Source organism: Nocardia sp. IBHARD005 (genome assembly GCF_052814245.1).
The window spans coordinates 5,387,599-5,404,659 of the sequence record NZ_CP199935.1 but is presented as its reverse complement, the minus strand read 5'-3'; the positions used below and the strand labels follow the sequence as shown (position 1 = coordinate 5,404,659).

Genomic DNA, 17,061 nt, shown 5'->3' with positions numbered 1-17,061 from the left:
TGCGTAACCACGCAGGGCGCCCGCGCATGCCGAGAGGATGCAGCTTCATGAGCGAGAACCTCGCCCCCGACGCCGGCTCGATCGTCGACGCCGGGGCGGGCCAGCCCGACCGCCTCCAGCGGTTGTGGACGCCGTACCGGATGTCCTACATCACCGGTGAGATCAAGCCCAAGGACGCGACCGGGCATCCGTTCACCGATATCCCGAAGATGTCGGACGAAGACGGCCTGATCATCGCGCGCGGCGAGCATGTCTACGCCGTGCTCAACTTGTACCCGTACAACCCAGGGCACATGATGGTGGTGCCTTATCGCCGGGTCGCCGACCTGGAGGACCTCACGCCCGCCGAGAGCGCGGAACTGATGGCCTTCACCCAGCGGGCCATTCGCGTGATGAAGCAGGTCTCGCGGCCTGCCGGATTCAACGTGGGTCTCAATCTCGGTGGTGTGGCCGGTGGTTCGCTCGCCGACCACCTGCACCAGCACATCGTTCCGCGCTGGGGCGGGGATGCGAACTTCATCACCGTGGTCGGCGGGGTGAAGGTCATGCCTCAGTTGTTGCGCGAAACGCGGCAGCTGCTGGCGGAGGCGTGGGAGGAATAAAGACCGTGCTCAGCTTCTTCGGCCGCCAGACGTTTGCGAAAGCGACTGCGCCGCTGGGCAAAGCGCTCGTCGGGACGGGGCTCACCCCGGACGCGATGACACTGATCGGCACCACGGCGACGATCGCCGCCGCGGTGACCCTGTTCCCCTCCGGACACCTGTTCTGGGGAACGATGGTGATCTGGCTGTTCGTCATGTTCGACATGCTCGACGGGGCGATGGCGCGCGCCCGCGGCGGCGGCACGAAGTACGGTGCGGTCCTCGACGCCACCTGTGACCGGGTCGCCGACGGCGCGATCTTCGGCGGGCTCGCCTGGTGGGCGGTCTACCACGAGCACAGCAAGCAACTGTTCGCGCTGACCTTGATCGTGCTGGTCACCTCGCAGGTGATCTCCTATGCCAAGGCGCGTGCCGAGGCCAGTGGCCTGTCCGCCGACGGTGGACTCATCGAACGCCCGGACCGCCTGGTCATCGTGCTGGTCGGCGCCGGGCTCACCGGCATCGGCGGGCACTGGGATATCGACTGGCTGACCTTGGCCGTGTACGTGGCGATGTGGGTGCTGGCGGTGCTGAGCATCGTGACGGTGTTGCAGCGGGTGCTGGCAGTGCGCAATTCGCCGGGTGCCCGGGTGGTCATTCCGCCCGCACCGCAGGAAGAGGGATCAGCGTCGTGAGCTTGACGGACAAGGCGAGCGACTGGGGGTATGCGGCGGGCTGGCGCCTGGTGCGATCGGCACCGGAAGGGTTGGTGCGCAAGGTCTTCGACCTCGGTGCCGATCGTGTGGTGCAAGGCGGCGGCCCGGAACAGTTGCGCCGCAATCTCTCTCGCGTACTCGGTATGCCACCCGAGCAGGTCCCCGATGAGGTGATGCAGGCGAGCATGCGGTCCTATGCCCGCTACTGGCGTGAGGCGTTCCGGCTGCCGTCGATGGACCACACCAAGATCGACTATTACGTCGGTGGCCTGGAGAATGTCGACGCCGCGTTGGCGGCAGGTCGCGGGCTGATCCTGGTGCTCCCGCATTCGGGCAACTGGGATATGGCCGGTGTCTGGCTGGTGCAGCACTACGACAACTTCACCACCGTCGCCGAACGACTGAAGCCCGAATCGCTGTTCGAGCGGTTCGTCGAATACCGCGAAAGCCTCGGTTTCGAGGTGTTCCCGCTGACCGGTGGCGAGCAGCCGCCGTTCGAAGCGCTCGCCGAGCGGCTGCGCCAGAACCGGATCGTGTGCCTGATGGGTGAACGCGACCTCACCGGCAAGGGGGTGCCCGTCGACTTCTTCGGCGAACGCACCTGGATGCCTGGCGGCGCCGCGAAACTGGCCATCGAGACCGGTGCCGCGTTGGTTCCCGTGCACGGCTGGTTCACCGCCGACGACAACGGCACCGAAGGCTGGGGCCTCAAAGCCGAACCCGCACTGGATGTTTCCGGTGGTGTCGCCGCCGCGACGCAGGCGCTCGCCGACCGGTTCGCCGCCAATATCGCCGAGCATCCGGCCGATTGGCACATGCTGCAACCGCTCTGGGCAGGCGATCTGTCGCCCGAACGACTGTCGCGGATCACCGCGCAGCAGGCGGGAGGGCAGCCGTGAAGATCGGCATGATCTGCCCGTATTCGTTCGACGTCCCCGGCGGCGTGCAGGCCCATGTGGTCGAGCTCGCCCGGGTGTTCATCGAACGCGGGCACAAGGTGAGCGTGCTCGCCCCCGCCTCCGACGACACACCGCTGCCCGAGTTCGTCGTCTCGGCGGGCCGCGCGGTCGCGATTCCCTACAACGGGTCAGTGGCGCGATTGTCGTTCGGCCCCATGGCCTACACCAGGATCCGCCGCTGGATCGACAGCAACGACTTCGACGTGCTGCACATCCACGAACCCAACGCCCCGAGCCTGTCGATGCTGGCGCTCAAGATCGCCGAGGGGCCGATCGTGGCGACCTTCCACACCTCGACCACGAAGTCGTTGGTGCTCAGTACTTTTCAGGGTGTGCTCCGCCCGTATCACGAGAAGATCAGCGGGCGGATCGCCGTATCCGAGCTGGCCAGGCGCTGGCAGGTCGAGGCACTCGGCTCCGACGCGGTCGAGATCCCCAACGGTGTCGATGTCTCCGCGTTCGCGCGCGGTGAGCCACTGGACGGCTATCCGCGCGCGGGCCGCACGGTGCTGTTCCTCGGTCGCTACGACGAACCACGCAAGGGCATGGACGTGCTGCTCGGCGCGCTGCCCGCGCTCATCGAACACCATCCCGAGGTGGAGATCCTCATCGTCGGGCGCGGTGACGAGGAGCGGCTGCGCCGCGAGGCAGGCGAGCACGCGGGGCATCTGCGGTTCCTCGGACAGGTCTGCGATGCCGAGAAGGCCGCCGCGCTGCGCAGCGCCGATGTGTATGTCGCGCCGAATCTGGGCGGCGAGAGTTTCGGCATCATCCTGATCGAGGCGATGGCCGCGGGCACCCCGGTGGTCGCCAGCGAGCTCGACGCGTTCCGGCGCGTGCTGCGCGACGGGACAGCGGGGCTGCTCACCCCGATCGGTGACTCCGGCGCGCTGGCCACTGCCATCGACACCCTGCTCACCGACGACCAGACGCGCGAACGCCTGGTCAGCACCGCCACCCAGGTGGTCGCGGGCTACGACTGGCCGGTCGTGGCCGAACAGATCCTGCGGGTGTACGAGACCGTCACCGTCGGTGACAACCGGGTGCGGGCCGCCGGATGATCACTTTCTCCGCGACCACCGTCCTGGTTCTCGGGCTGGTCGCCCTGCTCGTCCTCGCACTGGGCGTGTGGGCCTACTCCACCGCCAACCGGCTCGACCGGCTGCACGTGCGCTCCGATCAGTCCTGGCAGGCACTCGATGCCGCGCTCGCCCGTCGCGCCGTGGTCGCGCGCGCGGTGGCCATGGCCGTAGCCGACCACCACCGGCAGCAACAGCCCGACCTCGGCGTACACCGTTTCGGGGAGGCCGGTCCGGTGAGCGCCGATGCACGCCGGGCCGAACGGGCCACGCAGCTCGCCGCGCTGGCCGATCGCGCCGAACGCGCCGACCGCGGTGACCGGGAAACGATCGAGAACCAGCTCTCCGCCGCGCTGTCGGTGGTCGACATCGACCACCTGCGACCCCAGCTGGTGGCCGAACTCGCCGATGCCGAGGCACGCGTGCTGATCGCGCGCCGCTTCCACAACGACGCCGTGCGCGACACCCTGGCCCTGCGCACCCGCAGGCCCGTGCGCATCCTGCACCTGGGCGGCACCGCACCGCTGCCGCACTATTTCGAGATCACCGAACGCGCGACACCCGCCGCCGCCACCGGCCTGGTTGTGCACATCACCCGCACCTCCGCGCGGGTGATCCTGCTCGACGAGCAGAACCGGGTGCTGCTGCTGCGCGGCCACGACCCGATGATTCCCGAGGTCGCCTTCTGGTTCACCGTCGGTGGCGGGGTCGAACCGGGGGAGAACCTGCGCGACGCCGCGGTCCGCGAGATCTACGAGGAAACCGGTCAGCGCGTTGATCCCGCGTCGCTACGCGGTCCGCTGTGGCGTCGCGTCGCGGTGTTCCCGTTCAACGGCGAACTCATCCGCTCCGAAGAACTGTTCTTCACGCTGCGCTCGCCGGGTTTCGAATGGCGCCCCGCCGACCTCACCGCCCTGGAACGCCGCACGATCACCGACCACCGCTGGTGCACCGCCGACGACATCCGCGCACTCGACGACGCGGGCGAGGTCGTCTACCCCTATCACCTCGACGAACTGCTCACCGAGGCCGTCACCGCGGTTGAGGACGATACACAGCACGTCGTGCGCTCGATCCGCTGAGACTCGGCCGGGACGGCACGGGCTCGTCGTCCGTTCGGTCCATCGGGTGTAGGCCGCGCGCGAACAAGGGTGTGCACTCGGGCACCGCGATCGATGTCATCGAGGCCACCGGAGAAGGCCAGCCGTGGGCCGAGTCTGCATCGCTGCTGGTCGTGGCAAGGCCAGTGGTGCTCAACTGGCTATGAAGGCCGATTTCGGGCAGCTCTAGAATCGACGGTGAACCGAACCCGAGCGACTTGATTGGCGCCCATGACACAGGAGACAGCCGTGACTACGCCTGAGACCACCAACACCGTCGGCACCGCCCGCGTGAAGCGCGGCATGGCCGAGATGCTCAAGGGCGGCGTGATCATGGATGTGGTCAACGCCGAGCAGGCCAAGATCGCCGAAGACGCGGGCGCCGTGGCCGTGATGGCGCTCGAGCGGGTGCCCGCCGACATTCGCGCCCAGGGCGGCGTGTCCCGGATGAGCGACCCGGACATGATCGACGGCATCATCGCCGCGGTCTCCATCCCCGTGATGGCCAAGGCCCGCATCGGCCACTTCGTCGAGGCGCAGATCCTGCAGAGCCTCGGCGTGGACTACATCGACGAGTCCGAGGTTCTCACCCCCGCCGACTACGCCAACCACATCGACAAGTGGAACTTCACCATCCCCTTCGTCTGTGGCGCCACCAACCTGGGTGAGGCGCTGCGTCGCATCACCGAGGGCGCGGCCATGATCCGCTCCAAGGGCGAGGCCGGCACCGGCGACGTGTCCAACGCGACCACCCACATGCGCACCATCCGCGGCGAGATCCGCCGCCTGACCTCGCTGTCGGAAGACGAGCTCTTCGTGGCCGCGAAGGAACTGCAGGCCCCGTACGAGCTGGTCCGTGAGGTCGCCCAGACCGGCAAGCTGCCGGTCGTCATGTTCACCGCAGGTGGCATCGCCACCCCGGCCGACGCCGCCATGATGATGCAGCTCGGCGCCGAAGGCGTGTTCGTCGGCTCGGGCATCTTCAAGTCCGGCAACCCCGAGCAGCGCGCCGCCGCCATCGTGAAGGCCACCACCTTCTACGACGACCCGGACGTGCTGGCCAAGGTCTCGCGTGGCCTGGGCGAGGCGATGGTCGGCATCAACGTCGAAGACATCCCGCAGCCGCACCGTCTCGCCGAGCGCGGCTGGTGATCGTGGGCCCGATTTCGTTCGGGCACTGAAACATTCGCTTCGGCGGGCGTCGTGATCACGACGCCCGCCGAAGCGTTTTCGGGCGACGGCTCAGTGTTGCCTGACTACTCCGATCCCATGATGCGGCCTACGGCTGGCCCGCCGCGCCTTCGGTGTCGGTGGTGAGGGCGTCGGCGAAGTTCTCGGCGTAGCCGAGGATGAGCTGGCGCTGGGTGGGCAGGAGGACGGCTAGTTCGTGCCAGACGATGGCGGTCGGGGAGCCGTAGAGGTGGGTGAGGTCGGTGACCAGGGCTGCTGCTTGTTCGGGGGTGGGGGGTGTGGGGCGGGCGAAGGCGAGCAGGGAGGCGCCGATGGCGATGTGGCGGTAGCCGTGGGTGGCCATGCGGCGGATGACGGTGTGGTTGTCGTAGGTGCTCCAGTCGTCGGCGAAGTACCCGTTGGGGATGCCGGCGATGGCGAGGTCGTCGCGGTCCACCGGGACGCGCTGGATGAGGACGACGTCGTCGACCACGCGATCGGGGGAGCGGTTGGCGGCGACGAGTGCGGTGAGTTCGTCCTCGGAGGCATTGCGGGTGTCGCGCAATGCCTCCCAGGGCACGCGGGCGGACGGGTTGTCGAGCAGCGCGGCGATCCGGGAGACCGTGGTGTTCTCGGCGTGGTGGGTGGCAGCGGGGTCGTCCGCAGCGTGGCTGTCGTCTTCCACGAGCCCGAGGGTGGCGTGCATGCTCGTGTACGCGCACTGGCCGAGATCGTCGAGGGTGCAGAGGATCCGGGCGTCGGGATGATCCATGCGGACGAGCTCTAACGCGTCGAGCAGCTGGGCGAAGGTGGTGACGTCGTCGAGGCGGGCAACGGTGTTGGAGTCCAGCCGGTTACGTCGAACGGGTGGTTCGCCCGGCTCGAAAGTCGTCATCTGCACGGTGACATCCTGGCACGGCCCTCGGCGCGTCGTCGCGATCCCGCGGGCGGTGTTCGATGTGGGCCTCGGATGGCCCGCGCCCCACGGGGTCGCGCGCACGCCCGTGCGGTGGATGCCCGGGAATTGCTGCCAACTGGGCATACCGTACAGTCGGTCCGTGACCGCGCTCGACTTGTCCTTGCTGGTCGTCGCGGGATTCTTCACCGGCTTGATCGGTTTCGTCACCGGGATGGCCTCGATCGTCTCCTATCCGGCGCTGCTGGCCGCCGGTCTGCCGCCCGTCGCGGCCAACGTCACCAACACGGTCGCCATGGTCGCCGTCGGTGTCGGGGCGACCGCGAATTCCGGACGTGAGCTCATCGGGCGCGGGGCCACTCTGGTGCGCTGGGCGGTGCTGTCGGCCGTGGGCGGACTGCTCGGTGCGCTCGCCCTGCTGGTCGCGCCGGACGACGCGTTCGAGGTGGTTGTCCCGTTCCTGGTGGCCATGGCGTCGATCGCGCTGCTGGTGCAACCACTGGTCCGCCGCCATGTCGGCGAGCTCAGCGCCCCCTGGATCGTGCCGCTCGGCATCCTGCTCACGTCGGTGTACGGCGGGTATTTCGGCGCGGGCGCGGGCGTGATCTACCTGTCGATGATGATGCTGTGCACCTCCGAATCCATTTGGAGCGCATCGATTCTCAAGAGCTTCCTGCTCGGTATCGCGAACCTGGTGGCCGCGATCGGGTTCGCGGCCTTCGGGCCGGTGCACTGGGGTGCGGCGCTGGCGCTGGGCGCGGGTGCGCTGGCGGGTGGCTGGTGCGGTCCGCCGGTGGTGAAAGTGATCCCGCCGAGCGTGTTGCGGGTGACCGTCGGGATCGGCGGACTCGGTCTCGCCGTGTACCTGGCCGGATAGGCGTACCTCCGCATTCGCTCCGGCCATGCGCGATTGAGGACCGCTGCGCGTCTGCGCCGGATAGGCGTACCTCCGCATTCGCTGCGGCCATGCGCGATTGAGGACCGCTGCGCGTCTGCGCCGGATAGGCGTACCTCCGCATTCGCTGCGGCCATGCGCGGCTGAGGACCGCTGCGCGTCTGCGCCGGATAGGCGAACCGCCCCATGCGCGGTTGAGGACAGCTGGTTCTCCTGCCGGGGTGCGGCAGGGTCCGTAGCCTGGAAACGGTGCACCACTCAGATAGTGAAATCGCAATCCACGCAACAGAAGTCGCTTCGGAAGTGATTCGGTCAGCGTTCCACGCTCCGCTCACTCACTACGCCAAACAGGGCGACGATTTCGCCACGCAGGCCGATATCGCGGCCGAGAAAGCCATCCTCGATGTCCTCGCGGCCACGTGTCCCGGCGACCGGTTCGTCGCCGAGGAATCGGGCGTCACCGGTTCCGCCCGCAGCGATCGGACCTGGTTCGTCGATCCACTCTGTGGCACCAGGAATTTCGCGGTCGACACCGCGTTCGTTGCGGTCAACGTCGCCCTGCGCGATGGCGATGCCGTGCAGGTGGCGGCGACCGCCGACCCGTTCGCCCGCGAAGTGTTCTGGACAGCGGGGGAGGGTGCGTTCCGGCGCGCAGGCGGCCGCGACGAGCCGTTGCGCCCGCAGGCCGGAAGTCACCTGGTCGATGTCGATCTCGATCACCCGTTCCCGTGGTCGAGCCCGGCGCGACTGTTCGACGCAGAAGGTTTCGCAGGCGAGTTCCATGGGCGGGTGTTGTCGACGTCGCTCGCCCTCGTCTGGGTCGCGGCCGGGCGGCGCGCCGCCTACATCACCGGCGGCGATATCCGCGACAGTGTGCATTTCAGCAGCGCGATCGCGGTGTGCCAGGCGGCGGGCTGCGTGGTCACCGGCCTCGCCGGGCAACCGCTGCACACCGAACCGCACGGGCTGATCGCGGCAGCGGACGCGCCGACGCATGCCCGACTAGTCGAGGCGGTGGCGGGTCTGCGTTCCGGGTAGTGCTGGGGTGCATCACAATCCGGTGCATCTCACAGACCCACGTTGTCTGTGTCTCAGAGTTTCCTCAACATCACTGGGTAGCGTCCGGGCCGTGGCATCGAGGCCTGCGCTGTGTGGCGCCGGTCTGGGCCGTCGCCCAGAGGGCGAGATTCCGACCCGACGTAAGGACGAGTGGATGAAGTTTCGTAGGACCGGACGAGTCGCGATCGCAGGACTGGCTGTGGTCGCTGCCCTCGGCCTGAGTGCGTGCAGTGACGACAAGGGCGACAAGCCCGCGCCCAAGACCACCACCAGCGCCGGCGCCCAGGGTTCGGCGGCCGCGAACCTGCCCGCCGTGCCGACGGTCGAGCAGCTCAACACCCAGCTCACCACGGCGCTGGATCCGTCGGTCCCCAACGACCAGAAGCTGGACTTCGTGCAGGGCATCGAGGCTGATCCCGAGCTGCCGAACCGCCTGGCGCAAGCCGTTCAGGACAACAATGTCCAGGTCCAGGTGACCGAGGTGACCTCCTTCGGTGACAGCGTCAACGCGAAGGCCAACTTCACCGTCAATGGCCAGACCAATGTCGTCGACGTGCCGTTCGTGGCCGAAGAGGGCAAGTGGAAGGTCCAGAAGTCGTGGGCCTGCGGCATGCTGACCAACCTCGGTCAGACCTCGGTCGCCTGCGCCTGATCGTCCTCGCTCGAGCCCCGTTCGGAATGTCCGGACGGGGCTTTCGCGTCTGCGCCTCGGCCGTCTCGGTTTTCGCGATGTCAGCCGCGCAGCGCCGCCCGATCGGGATGATCCCAGCGGACGGTCCAGGTCGCTTCCTCGGGATGCTCGGCCGCGTGATCGCGCACAGCGGGCAACGTCCATCGCTGCTCGGCGGGCGTGCGGCGCAGCGCCGCGTGCGCACTCAGCTCCAAGCGGATCGCGAGATCGAAATCCAGACCGCGACCCAGCAGCATCGGCCCCGCGAGCACCAGCACCAGATCGGCCTGCGCCACGCGAATCGCCGCCCGCGCGGACCTGTCTCGCTCCTCATCCCACAGCGCGGGCAACCAGCGCCCTTCGGTCCGCATCGCGTCCACGATCTCGCGCCGCACCGCCTCGTAGTCGAACCATGCTGTGCGATAAGACCATTCGTCATCGCGCCCGTATTCCATGCGCAGCGACGCGGGTCGCACGTAGTCGTGCATCGACACCACCGCCGCCGATCGGCCCCGATCCGAGAGCGTCTCCACGATCCGGCGGCCGAGCTCGACTGGCTCGGCGGCATCGGCACCGTCGACCGCGAGCACCCGCCGCCCCGGCAGTTCGACGAGCTCGTCGGCGACGAGTCGGGCGAGGGCGGTGGGCGAGGTGGGTGTGAACGTCGGCACCGGACCATCTCAGCAAATTTCGGGCCGCCGTGCGGAGCCGGACATACCGCCCGGTCGGCGAGGCGATAATCTCGAGCACATGGCGACAATCGAAGAGGCGCTCGCGATCGAGCGGCTGGAGCGCGACATCTTCCGTGGTGCTTCCACGGAGTCTCAGCTACCGCGCACCTTCGGCGGTCAGGTGGCCGGGCAGGCGCTGGTCTCGGCGGTTCGCACCGTCGACCCCAGTTTCCAGGTGCATTCCCTGCACGGCTACTTCCTGCGACCGGGCAATCCGGAGGAACCCACCGTCTACCTGGTCGAGCGCATCCGCGACGGCCGGTCCTTCGGTACGAGGCGGGTCACCGGCGTGCAGGACGGGCAGGCGATCTTCATGATGTCGGCCTCGTTCCATCACGGTGACGAAGGGCCGGAGCACCAGGACGTGATGCCCCCGGCCGAGGGCCCCGACGAACTGCCCGACGCCAGCGTGACCCTGACCCCGGAGCGGTTGTGGGCCATGCGCGAATGGGAGCACTGGGACATCCGCACGGTCCCGCAGGAACAGGTCGTCGCGCGTGACGGCGCCGTCTCCCCGCAGCAGGTGTGGTTCCGGTACCGGCACGAGCTGCCCGACGACCCGATGTTCCACGTCTGCACGCTGGCCTACATGAGCGACATGACGCTGCTCGGCTCGTCGAAGGTGACCCACCCCGACGAACCGACCCAGAACGCCTCCCTTGACCACGCCATGTGGTTCCTGCGCCCGTTCCGCGCCGACGAATGGCTGCTCTATGACCAGTCCTCACCGTCGGCGGGTTTCGGTCGCGCGCTGACCGGCGGCAAGATCTGGGACCGCGAGGGCAATCTGGTCGCCGCGGTCGTCCAGGAAGGTCTGATCCGCACGCCGCGCCACCAGTAGCACAGGTGGTGATCCGTGCGGGTGGCCGCCGCGCCGGATCGCCACGACCAGGGAACCTGCACGCGCAGGTGGCACGCCACGGTGTCGCTCATCCGGCGCTGCACGCGTCACGGAACCTTGACGGCACGGCGTGAGCGTGCCCACATCGCCGGGGCTCGTAAGCTCAACGGCTGTGAACGCAACCTCGACCGCCTCCCGGCCGACCATCGGTGTCCTCGCGCTGCAGGGTGACGTGCGCGAACACGTTGCCGCGCTGGCGCACTGCGGCGCCGAGCCGGTGCTGGTGCGGCGCGAGTCGGAGTTGGCGGCCGTCGACGGGCTCGTGCTGCCCGGTGGTGAATCGACCGCGATTTCCAAGCTGCTGCAAGCGTTCGACTTGCTCGAACCGTTGCGGGCGCGGCTGCGCGACGGGCTGCCCGCGTTCGGTTCCTGCGCGGGCATGATCCTGCTCGCCTCGGAGGTCCTCGACACCAGGGCCGACGCCCAGCACCTGTCCGGCATCGATATGACGGTGCGGCGCAACGCGTTCGGTCGTCAGGTCGACTCCTTCGAGACCGACCTGGACTTCACCGGCCTCGACACGCCCGTGCGCGCGGTGTTCATCCGCGCGCCGTGGGTGGAGCGGGTCGGGGACGGTGTCGAGGTGCTGGCGCGGGTGCCGCACGGTCCCGCGCAGGGGCGCATCGTCGCCGCCAGGCAGGGCAATGTGGTGGCTACCTCGTTCCATCCCGAGGTGACCGGCGATCTGCGGGTGCACGAACTGTTCGTCGACCTGGTACGCATCGCGCGGTGAATGCCCGCGTCGGCGGGCCTCGCGCGCGGTGAGTAGGCTGGATCGAGCTTGTCCGCCCGGGCAGACGCGCAACCGACTTGAAGGAAGTAGGGCATGAGCGGCCACTCCAAATGGGCCACCACCAAGCACAAGAAGGCGGGAATCGACGCCAAGCGCGGCAAACTCTTCGCCAAGCTGATCAAGAACATCGAGGTGGCGGCCCGCACTGGTGGTAGTGACCCTGCGGGCAATCCGACGCTGTTCGACGCCATCCAGAAGGCGAAGAAGACATCGGTCCCCAATGACAACATCGAGCGCGCCCGCAAGCGCGGCGGTGGTGAAGAGGCCGGCGGCGCCGACTGGCAGACGATCATGTACGAGGGCTACGGGCCCAACGGTGTCGCCGTGCTGATCGAGTGCCTCACCGACAACCGCAACCGCGCCGCGGGCGAGGTCCGCCTGGCGATGACCCGCAACGGCGGCAACATGGCCGATCCGGGTTCGGTGTCGTACCTGTTCGCCCGCAAGGGCGTGGTGACCCTCGAGAAGAACGGCCTGTCCGAGGACGACGTCCTCGAGACGGTCCTCGACGCGGGTGCCGAGGATGTCAACGACCACGGCGACGTCTTCGAGATCATCTCCGAGCCCGGCGATCTGGTCGCGGTGCGTTCGGCTCTGCAGGCCGCCGACATCGACTACGACTCCGCCGAGTCCGGTTTCCAGGCGTCGGTGTCGGTCGCGGTCGACGCCGAGGGTGCTCGCAAGGTGTTCAAGCTGGTCGACGCGCTCGAAGACAGCGACGATGTGCAGAACGTGTACACCAATGTCGACATCTCCGACGAGGTCGCCGCGGAACTCGACGCCGAGTAGGTTTCCTGGTCACGTGAACCGCCCCGGCCGTGAATTCGGCTGGGGCGGTTCACGTTTCAGCTAGGAGGCGCGCTTTTTGTAGTAGCTCGACATCGACGGGTAGTAGTCGGTGAAATCCGGGCGTTCGGTGTGCGTGCACGCGGCAACGAACATGTCCGCGTAGTACTCCCAGCCCGGACCGATCTGGGGGATCTCCGCTAGTTGGTGTTCGGACGTCAGATGGTGGACCAGCCGCAGCTCGGTGGCCGCGCCGGTGTCGAGCAAGGTCACCTCCAGGCGCCACACGCCGATCTGGTCGGTCGAGGAGATGCCGAGGTGGATCGGTGGGGTGCAGTCGTCGATGTGCATCGGCGTCCACGGCTCACCCTCCTCGAACCGCATCTGCACCCGGATGGTGTTGCCGGTGCCCGCGTCGCCCTCCCAGGTGCCGTACCACCCCGACGTCAGATGCGGATCGGTCAACCGCGCCCACACCTCCTCGATCGGCAACCCCAACGACCGGGTGATCACCAGATCCCGCCCGTCGGGCGTCGGGACGATGTCACCTGTGGGTATGGCCATGTGTGGTTCTCCTCGCCTCGGACGGACCGACCATGCCTGCTCACCTCGACCGTACTCGTGGTCGAACTCGGTGCCCCGGCACAATGAGGACATGACGCGAATCGAGGCGGTCCGGGGCGACATCACCGAACAGCAGGTGGACGCGGTGGTCAACGCCGCGAACTCCTCGCTGCTCGGCGGTGGCGGCGTGGACGGGGCGATCCACCGCAAAGGTGGCCCGCAGATCCTGTCCGAATGCCGCGACCTGCGTGCCTCGCACTACGGCAAGGGTCTGCGAACCGGGCAGGCGGTGGCGACGACAGCGGGTCGGCTCCCCGCTCGCTGGGTGATCCACACGGTCGGCCCCGTGTGGTCGGCCACCGAGGACCGATCCGAGCTGCTCGCCTCGTGTTATCGCGAATCCCTGCGCGTGGCAGACGAATTGGGGGCGACGACGGTCGCCTTCCCGGCGATCTCCACCGGCATCTTCGGCTGGCCGATAGACGATGGCGCGCGGATCGCGGTCGAGACCGTCCGCGCGGCCGAGACGAAGGTGACGCCGGTGCGGTTCGTGCTGTTCGACGATCGTGCGCTCGAGGCCTTCACCGCTGCACTCGAATAGCGCTCGCTCGGTGATGTGGTCTGTCGCGAGTGCGAGTGCGAGTGCGAGCCGCGGCCGGGCGGTGATGATCGGTCGGGCGAGAGTGTGGCAGAATCCGGTGACAAACTCGCGGCAATCGCGGAAACCGTTGTGCCGTTTCGGGTTCGGATCCCCATCTGGTGTCCGGACTCGATCCGCGACTGCATGCCACCAGCTCGGAGAACTAGCAGTTCGCCGACCACGCGCGGTTCGCGTGCCGTACCGACTAGCGCCACAGCCGAAGCAGCGCTCTCACACCACTGTCTTTGCCCGGCAGCGCTGCCTGAGAACATCCCAGAACCCGATCGCCCACACTGCCAAAGCGGTAACCACTAACAAAACCGCAGCTCACGACGCTACGCAGCGCACGTTTACTGGATCGGATCCTGCGTGACTTGTCGGAGTGCCATGCGAATTCGATGGAGGTGCAACAAATTTGCGCGTGACACTCAAGGTGCCGATCAGGGGCAGGATGTCGCGCGATTCGATCACGACCGGCAGTGACTGGATTTCGGTCACAACGGTCGGCCTAATAGTGTTTGTGGTGACGACACCTGGGATCGAGAGCTGGCACCTTACTCGGCGACCGGAGGATCCGGTATGCTCGCGGCAATCGAATGTCCGCTGAGGGGGTCCTTTGTCGCAATCGTGGGACGGTAAGTTCGACGTCGTTCCCGCCGAAGTCACCGGTGCTGGTCGATACGTCCAGCTGACGGCGCATGAACTCGTGAACGGACTCCGCGCCATAGACGCTGACGTCAGCAGGTTGCTGGAGAATTGGACCGGCAACTCGGCGACCGCGTATCGCGTCGGGTGGGACGAAACGAGCAAGGGCGCTCAAACTGTTCTGGAGGCTTTGGCAACATTGGCTGAACTGCTGGGTGTGGTCGCCGACACACACGTCGAGCTGGATACGCGACGCGCCTCGGACACCAGCTCGCTGGATCTGCCGTAAGACATTGGGGGGAAGTAATTCATGACCGACTCTTACCGTGTTGAACTCGACGAACTCGACGACATTTCCACGCAGCTCAGCGGCTTCGTCGGGTTCCTCACCGAGAGCATTGCCGGTATCCAGCAACGCACGACCAAGATCCAGTCCAATTGGACCGGCCCGTCTGCGATCGCCGCCAACGATGCGTTCACGAAATGGGTGAGCGGCGCTCAGGATGTCACCGAAGGCATCGAGACGATGCGTGCATCAGCGCTTGCGGCGCGGGACCGATACAACGCCGCCGTCGCGGCGAACCTGCAGATGCTCGGCCGCTCGACGGGTAGCCAGTGACAGTTCTGGATGTGTCCGCGCAGACCTATTACGACGCGGCCGACATCTGCGCGAAGGCGTCCTCCGGCCATTTCGAGGCGTTCAAAACCGCGATGAGATCTTTCGGCGACACCACCAACATGGCTGGAAGCGTCGGCGACGGCAAGAGCTGGGCAGAATCCTACGACCACCAGTGCAAAGACATCTACACCATGTCGATCGACATGGTACTCGCACTCGACGGGTACGCCCAGGTCCTCAGGCAGGCCGGGTACAACCACGCCCTCGCCGATCATGATCCGAATAGCGGCAAGCCAGAACCGGCCGCTCCCAACCTTAATCCGTCGTTTACCCTGTCCCCGCAGGAACTTCCATCCCTCCTGGTACCCCCCTCGGCGGGAGGGCCGGGTCGCGGGCTTGTGGACGACGGACTCGAACTGGCCGTGAAAGTCGGGATACCGATACCAGACGGGGACACAGCCAAACTGTCGCGCGCAGGCGACGTTTGGCACAACCTGGCCAACAACGCCTTCGTCACAGCAGCACCGGTTGAAATCGAACGCGCCGCCGCTCTGTTCGAGCATGTAACCTCCCCTGACGCAAGCTTCATCGATGAAGACCTGCGCCAACTCAAAACAGCCGTAAGCGATCTCGGCGGGGCGTACGGAGAACTCGCGCAATCCTGCCGTGACCAGAAAACAGCCCACGATGATCTCCGGGAAGACCTCAGGCAACTGTGCGAACAACTCGCCACAGAGATCGCCGTCGAAGTCGCGGTCAACCTAGCCCTGTCTGTGGTCGCTTCCGCTGTCAGCTTCGGAGTGGGCGGCGCAGCGGTGGCTGCCAAGACCGCCGTCGCCGTCGCCAGGATCATCGACAAATTCGTGGACCTGATCAAGATAGCTGTCAAAGCGGCAAAGCTCCGGACAGAGGTCATCATTGAGCGTGTTGGTGCACGAACAAGGGACACTATCCAGCGCATCAAAGATCTGACAACACAACTCGTCAAAAAGTTCGAAGACTGGAGAACGGGAAGGAAGACTACTGATCCGAACGTTAGAGACGACGCGTTCTGGAACGACATCAAGGCAACGCAGGACAACTATCCCGGAAGTGAATTGCCTCGTTCCTATGAAATGCAGGTCGGGGAAAACCGGATGTGGGTTCATGGTAATGCGACCGAGCATATGGCGGAGTATTTGCAGCACATGGCAGGACGCGGCGCTACCAAGGAGCAACTGGATCTGGCAACGCAGGCACAGATGAAAAGTCTGCAGGCCGCAGCCGCCGAGGCCAGCCGGGATGGCGTCCCCTACAATGAGCTCGTACGTGTTGGTGGCTGGGAATTGAAATTTTCTCCGCCGCGCGAGGCTGGTCAGCTCCCTGTTGTCATCCATGCGCTGCCGCTCGGTTGATTGGAGATCAATGGTAAAAGTGGTTGGGCATCGGGGTTGTTCCGATTCCTCTGTCGAGGTCGATCCCTGGGTTCCGATGAAAGTCTCGTGGTCACCTCGGCCTTCAACCGATTTGCTCTACCTTCGGGTTTCAGGGCGCAAAGGTGGAGAGGTCGAGTTCAAGGTGGATTTGGATACGGGGATGTTGGTGTCGGCGATTGTTCTCACCGCCCCGCCTGTATCGCATGTGTCTGTCGAGAGTTCGTCGGGATATCGTAAAATTGCCGACGGTGCAGCTCCTGTGCTCGATCGGAGTATCTGGGGACCGACCGATGGCGACGCAGCTCGATTACGGCATGGATCCATAGTGCAATTGCACGACGACCTGGGATTTTTTGTCGACGGACAAGAAATCAGACTTCGGTTCACCGGTAGTAGGTCGTCGTCGATTATCGAATGTGGGCGTGTCTGGGTTGGGGTCTCCGACAGCGGGGAGCTGTCAGAGATTGGTGCAGTTTCAGGTTGAGTGAAGCCGTGGACCGCGATCTTCATTCGGTGGCTGCTTGATGGGTGGCGATAGTGTGAACTACTTCGGCGGGTGTGGAGACGGCCGACATTGCTGCGTGGCGTTGCGGTGACGTCTGGTTTCGATAGCTCTGGGGTGAGTTTTCGGCCTGTTCCTTCCCGGCTCGTCGCGATAGGGCTTGGCGGTCAGGTGATGGCTTTCACTCGAGTGAATGCGGTGGCGAATTTGTTGCGTAGGTGCGAAGCGCCGAGGGAACATGCTGTGCCCAAGTCTGTTCGGCGTCGCTCGAGCTGAACGTTCGCTATCTGCGGGAGTTGCGCGCGAACGACACCGTCGAG

General features: G+C 66.4%; 19 protein-coding genes. 16 read left to right on the top strand and 3 right to left on the bottom strand.

Features of this window, described 5'->3' with window-relative positions; all coding sequences use genetic code 11:
* The first annotated feature begins 47 nt into the window (after positions 1-47).
* From ACTWPB_RS25465 to pdxS, 6 genes are all read left to right on the top strand, one after another.
* A complete protein-coding gene (locus ACTWPB_RS25465) occupies positions 48-602 on the top strand; it encodes an HIT family protein (protein WP_378945177.1) in 555 nt (184 codons plus the stop codon).
* 5 nt (positions 603-607) lie between these two features.
* A complete protein-coding gene (pgsA, locus tag ACTWPB_RS25460; RefSeq protein ID WP_446226477.1) occupies positions 608-1,276 on the top strand; it encodes a phosphatidylinositol phosphate synthase in 669 nt (222 codons plus the stop codon).
* Positions 1,273-2,196, top strand: a complete 924-nt coding sequence (locus ACTWPB_RS25455) for a phosphatidylinositol mannoside acyltransferase (protein ID WP_446223047.1) — start codon at positions 1,273-1,275, stop codon at positions 2,194-2,196. The genes pgsA and ACTWPB_RS25455 overlap by 4 nt, the downstream gene beginning before the upstream one ends.
* Positions 2,193-3,317: a glycosyltransferase family 4 protein gene (locus tag ACTWPB_RS25450; protein WP_446223046.1), complete on the top strand. Its 1,125-nt coding sequence runs from the start codon at positions 2,193-2,195 to the stop codon at positions 3,315-3,317. Before ACTWPB_RS25455 ends, ACTWPB_RS25450 begins: the two co-directional genes overlap by 4 nt.
* Positions 3,317-4,417: an NUDIX hydrolase gene (locus tag ACTWPB_RS25445; RefSeq protein ID WP_446226476.1), complete on the top strand. Its 1,101-nt coding sequence runs from the start codon at positions 3,317-3,319 to the stop codon at positions 4,415-4,417. Before ACTWPB_RS25450 ends, ACTWPB_RS25445 begins: the two co-directional genes overlap by 1 nt.
* A gap of 249 nt (positions 4,418-4,666) precedes the next feature.
* Positions 4,667-5,587, top strand: a complete 921-nt coding sequence (pdxS, locus tag ACTWPB_RS25440; protein WP_446223045.1) for a pyridoxal 5'-phosphate synthase lyase subunit PdxS — start codon at positions 4,667-4,669, stop codon at positions 5,585-5,587.
* A 127-nt stretch (positions 5,588-5,714) separates the two neighbouring features.
* Here pdxS and ACTWPB_RS25435 read toward each other — a convergent pair whose 3' ends face one another.
* Complete coding sequence (locus ACTWPB_RS25435; RefSeq protein WP_446223044.1) at positions 5,715-6,500, bottom strand: hypothetical protein; 786 nt, start codon at positions 6,498-6,500, stop codon at positions 5,715-5,717.
* Between the two features lie 163 nt (positions 6,501-6,663).
* Between ACTWPB_RS25435 and ACTWPB_RS25430 the strand changes: the two genes are divergently transcribed.
* The 3 genes from ACTWPB_RS25430 to ACTWPB_RS25420 all read left to right on the top strand — a co-directional run bounded on the left by ACTWPB_RS25430 (position 6,664) and on the right by ACTWPB_RS25420 (position 9,127).
* A complete protein-coding gene (locus ACTWPB_RS25430) occupies positions 6,664-7,398 on the top strand; it encodes a sulfite exporter TauE/SafE family protein (protein WP_446223043.1) in 735 nt (244 codons plus the stop codon).
* Positions 7,399-7,665: 267 nt separating this feature from the next.
* Positions 7,666-8,454, top strand: coding sequence for an inositol monophosphatase family protein (locus ACTWPB_RS25425; RefSeq protein ID WP_446223042.1), 789 nt, complete (start codon positions 7,666-7,668; stop codon positions 8,452-8,454).
* A 175-nt stretch (positions 8,455-8,629) separates the two neighbouring features.
* The gene (locus tag ACTWPB_RS25420) at positions 8,630-9,127 is read left to right on the top strand and encodes a hypothetical protein (protein ID WP_446223041.1); all 498 of its coding nucleotides are present in this window, start codon (positions 8,630-8,632) and stop codon (positions 9,125-9,127) included.
* An 80-nt stretch (positions 9,128-9,207) separates the two neighbouring features.
* On the opposite strand, the gene ACTWPB_RS25415 is transcribed toward ACTWPB_RS25420, so the two are convergent.
* Positions 9,208-9,816, bottom strand: coding sequence for a hypothetical protein (locus ACTWPB_RS25415; RefSeq protein ID WP_446223040.1), 609 nt, complete (start codon positions 9,814-9,816; stop codon positions 9,208-9,210).
* Positions 9,817-9,895: 79 nt separating this feature from the next.
* Here ACTWPB_RS25415 and ACTWPB_RS25410 point away from each other — a divergent pair, with 79 nt between their 5' ends.
* The 3 genes from ACTWPB_RS25410 to ACTWPB_RS25400 all read left to right on the top strand — a co-directional run bounded on the left by ACTWPB_RS25410 (position 9,896) and on the right by ACTWPB_RS25400 (position 12,359).
* On the top strand, positions 9,896-10,717 hold the full coding sequence (locus ACTWPB_RS25410; RefSeq protein ID WP_446223039.1) for an acyl-CoA thioesterase: 822 nt from the start codon (positions 9,896-9,898) through the stop codon (positions 10,715-10,717).
* A 172-nt stretch (positions 10,718-10,889) separates the two neighbouring features.
* Positions 10,890-11,510, top strand: coding sequence for a pyridoxal 5'-phosphate synthase glutaminase subunit PdxT (gene pdxT / locus ACTWPB_RS25405; RefSeq protein ID WP_378914581.1), 621 nt, complete (start codon positions 10,890-10,892; stop codon positions 11,508-11,510).
* Between the two features lie 93 nt (positions 11,511-11,603).
* Entirely contained in the window at positions 11,604-12,359 is a 756-nt protein-coding gene (locus ACTWPB_RS25400; RefSeq protein WP_446223038.1) for a YebC/PmpR family DNA-binding transcriptional regulator, read from the top strand.
* Between the two features lie 60 nt (positions 12,360-12,419).
* Here ACTWPB_RS25400 and ACTWPB_RS25395 read toward each other — a convergent pair whose 3' ends face one another.
* Positions 12,420-12,920, bottom strand: coding sequence for an SRPBCC domain-containing protein (locus ACTWPB_RS25395; RefSeq protein WP_446223037.1), 501 nt, complete (start codon positions 12,918-12,920; stop codon positions 12,420-12,422).
* A gap of 91 nt (positions 12,921-13,011) precedes the next feature.
* Between ACTWPB_RS25395 and ACTWPB_RS25390 the strand changes: the two genes are divergently transcribed.
* The 4 genes from ACTWPB_RS25390 to ACTWPB_RS25375 all read left to right on the top strand — a co-directional run bounded on the left by ACTWPB_RS25390 (position 13,012) and on the right by ACTWPB_RS25375 (position 16,218).
* Entirely contained in the window at positions 13,012-13,521 is a 510-nt protein-coding gene (locus ACTWPB_RS25390; protein ID WP_446223036.1) for an O-acetyl-ADP-ribose deacetylase, read from the top strand.
* A gap of 655 nt (positions 13,522-14,176) precedes the next feature.
* Positions 14,177-14,494 (top strand): WXG100 family type VII secretion target, encoded by a 318-nt coding sequence (locus ACTWPB_RS25385; RefSeq protein ID WP_446223035.1) that lies wholly within the window; start codon positions 14,177-14,179, stop codon positions 14,492-14,494.
* Positions 14,495-14,515: 21 nt separating this feature from the next.
* On the top strand, positions 14,516-14,824 hold the full coding sequence (locus ACTWPB_RS25380) for a WXG100 family type VII secretion target (protein WP_446223034.1): 309 nt from the start codon (positions 14,516-14,518) through the stop codon (positions 14,822-14,824).
* 11 nt (positions 14,825-14,835) lie between these two features.
* Entirely contained in the window at positions 14,836-16,218 is a 1,383-nt protein-coding gene (locus ACTWPB_RS25375) for a hypothetical protein (protein WP_446223033.1), read from the top strand.
* Positions 16,219-17,061: the final 843 nt, after the last annotated feature.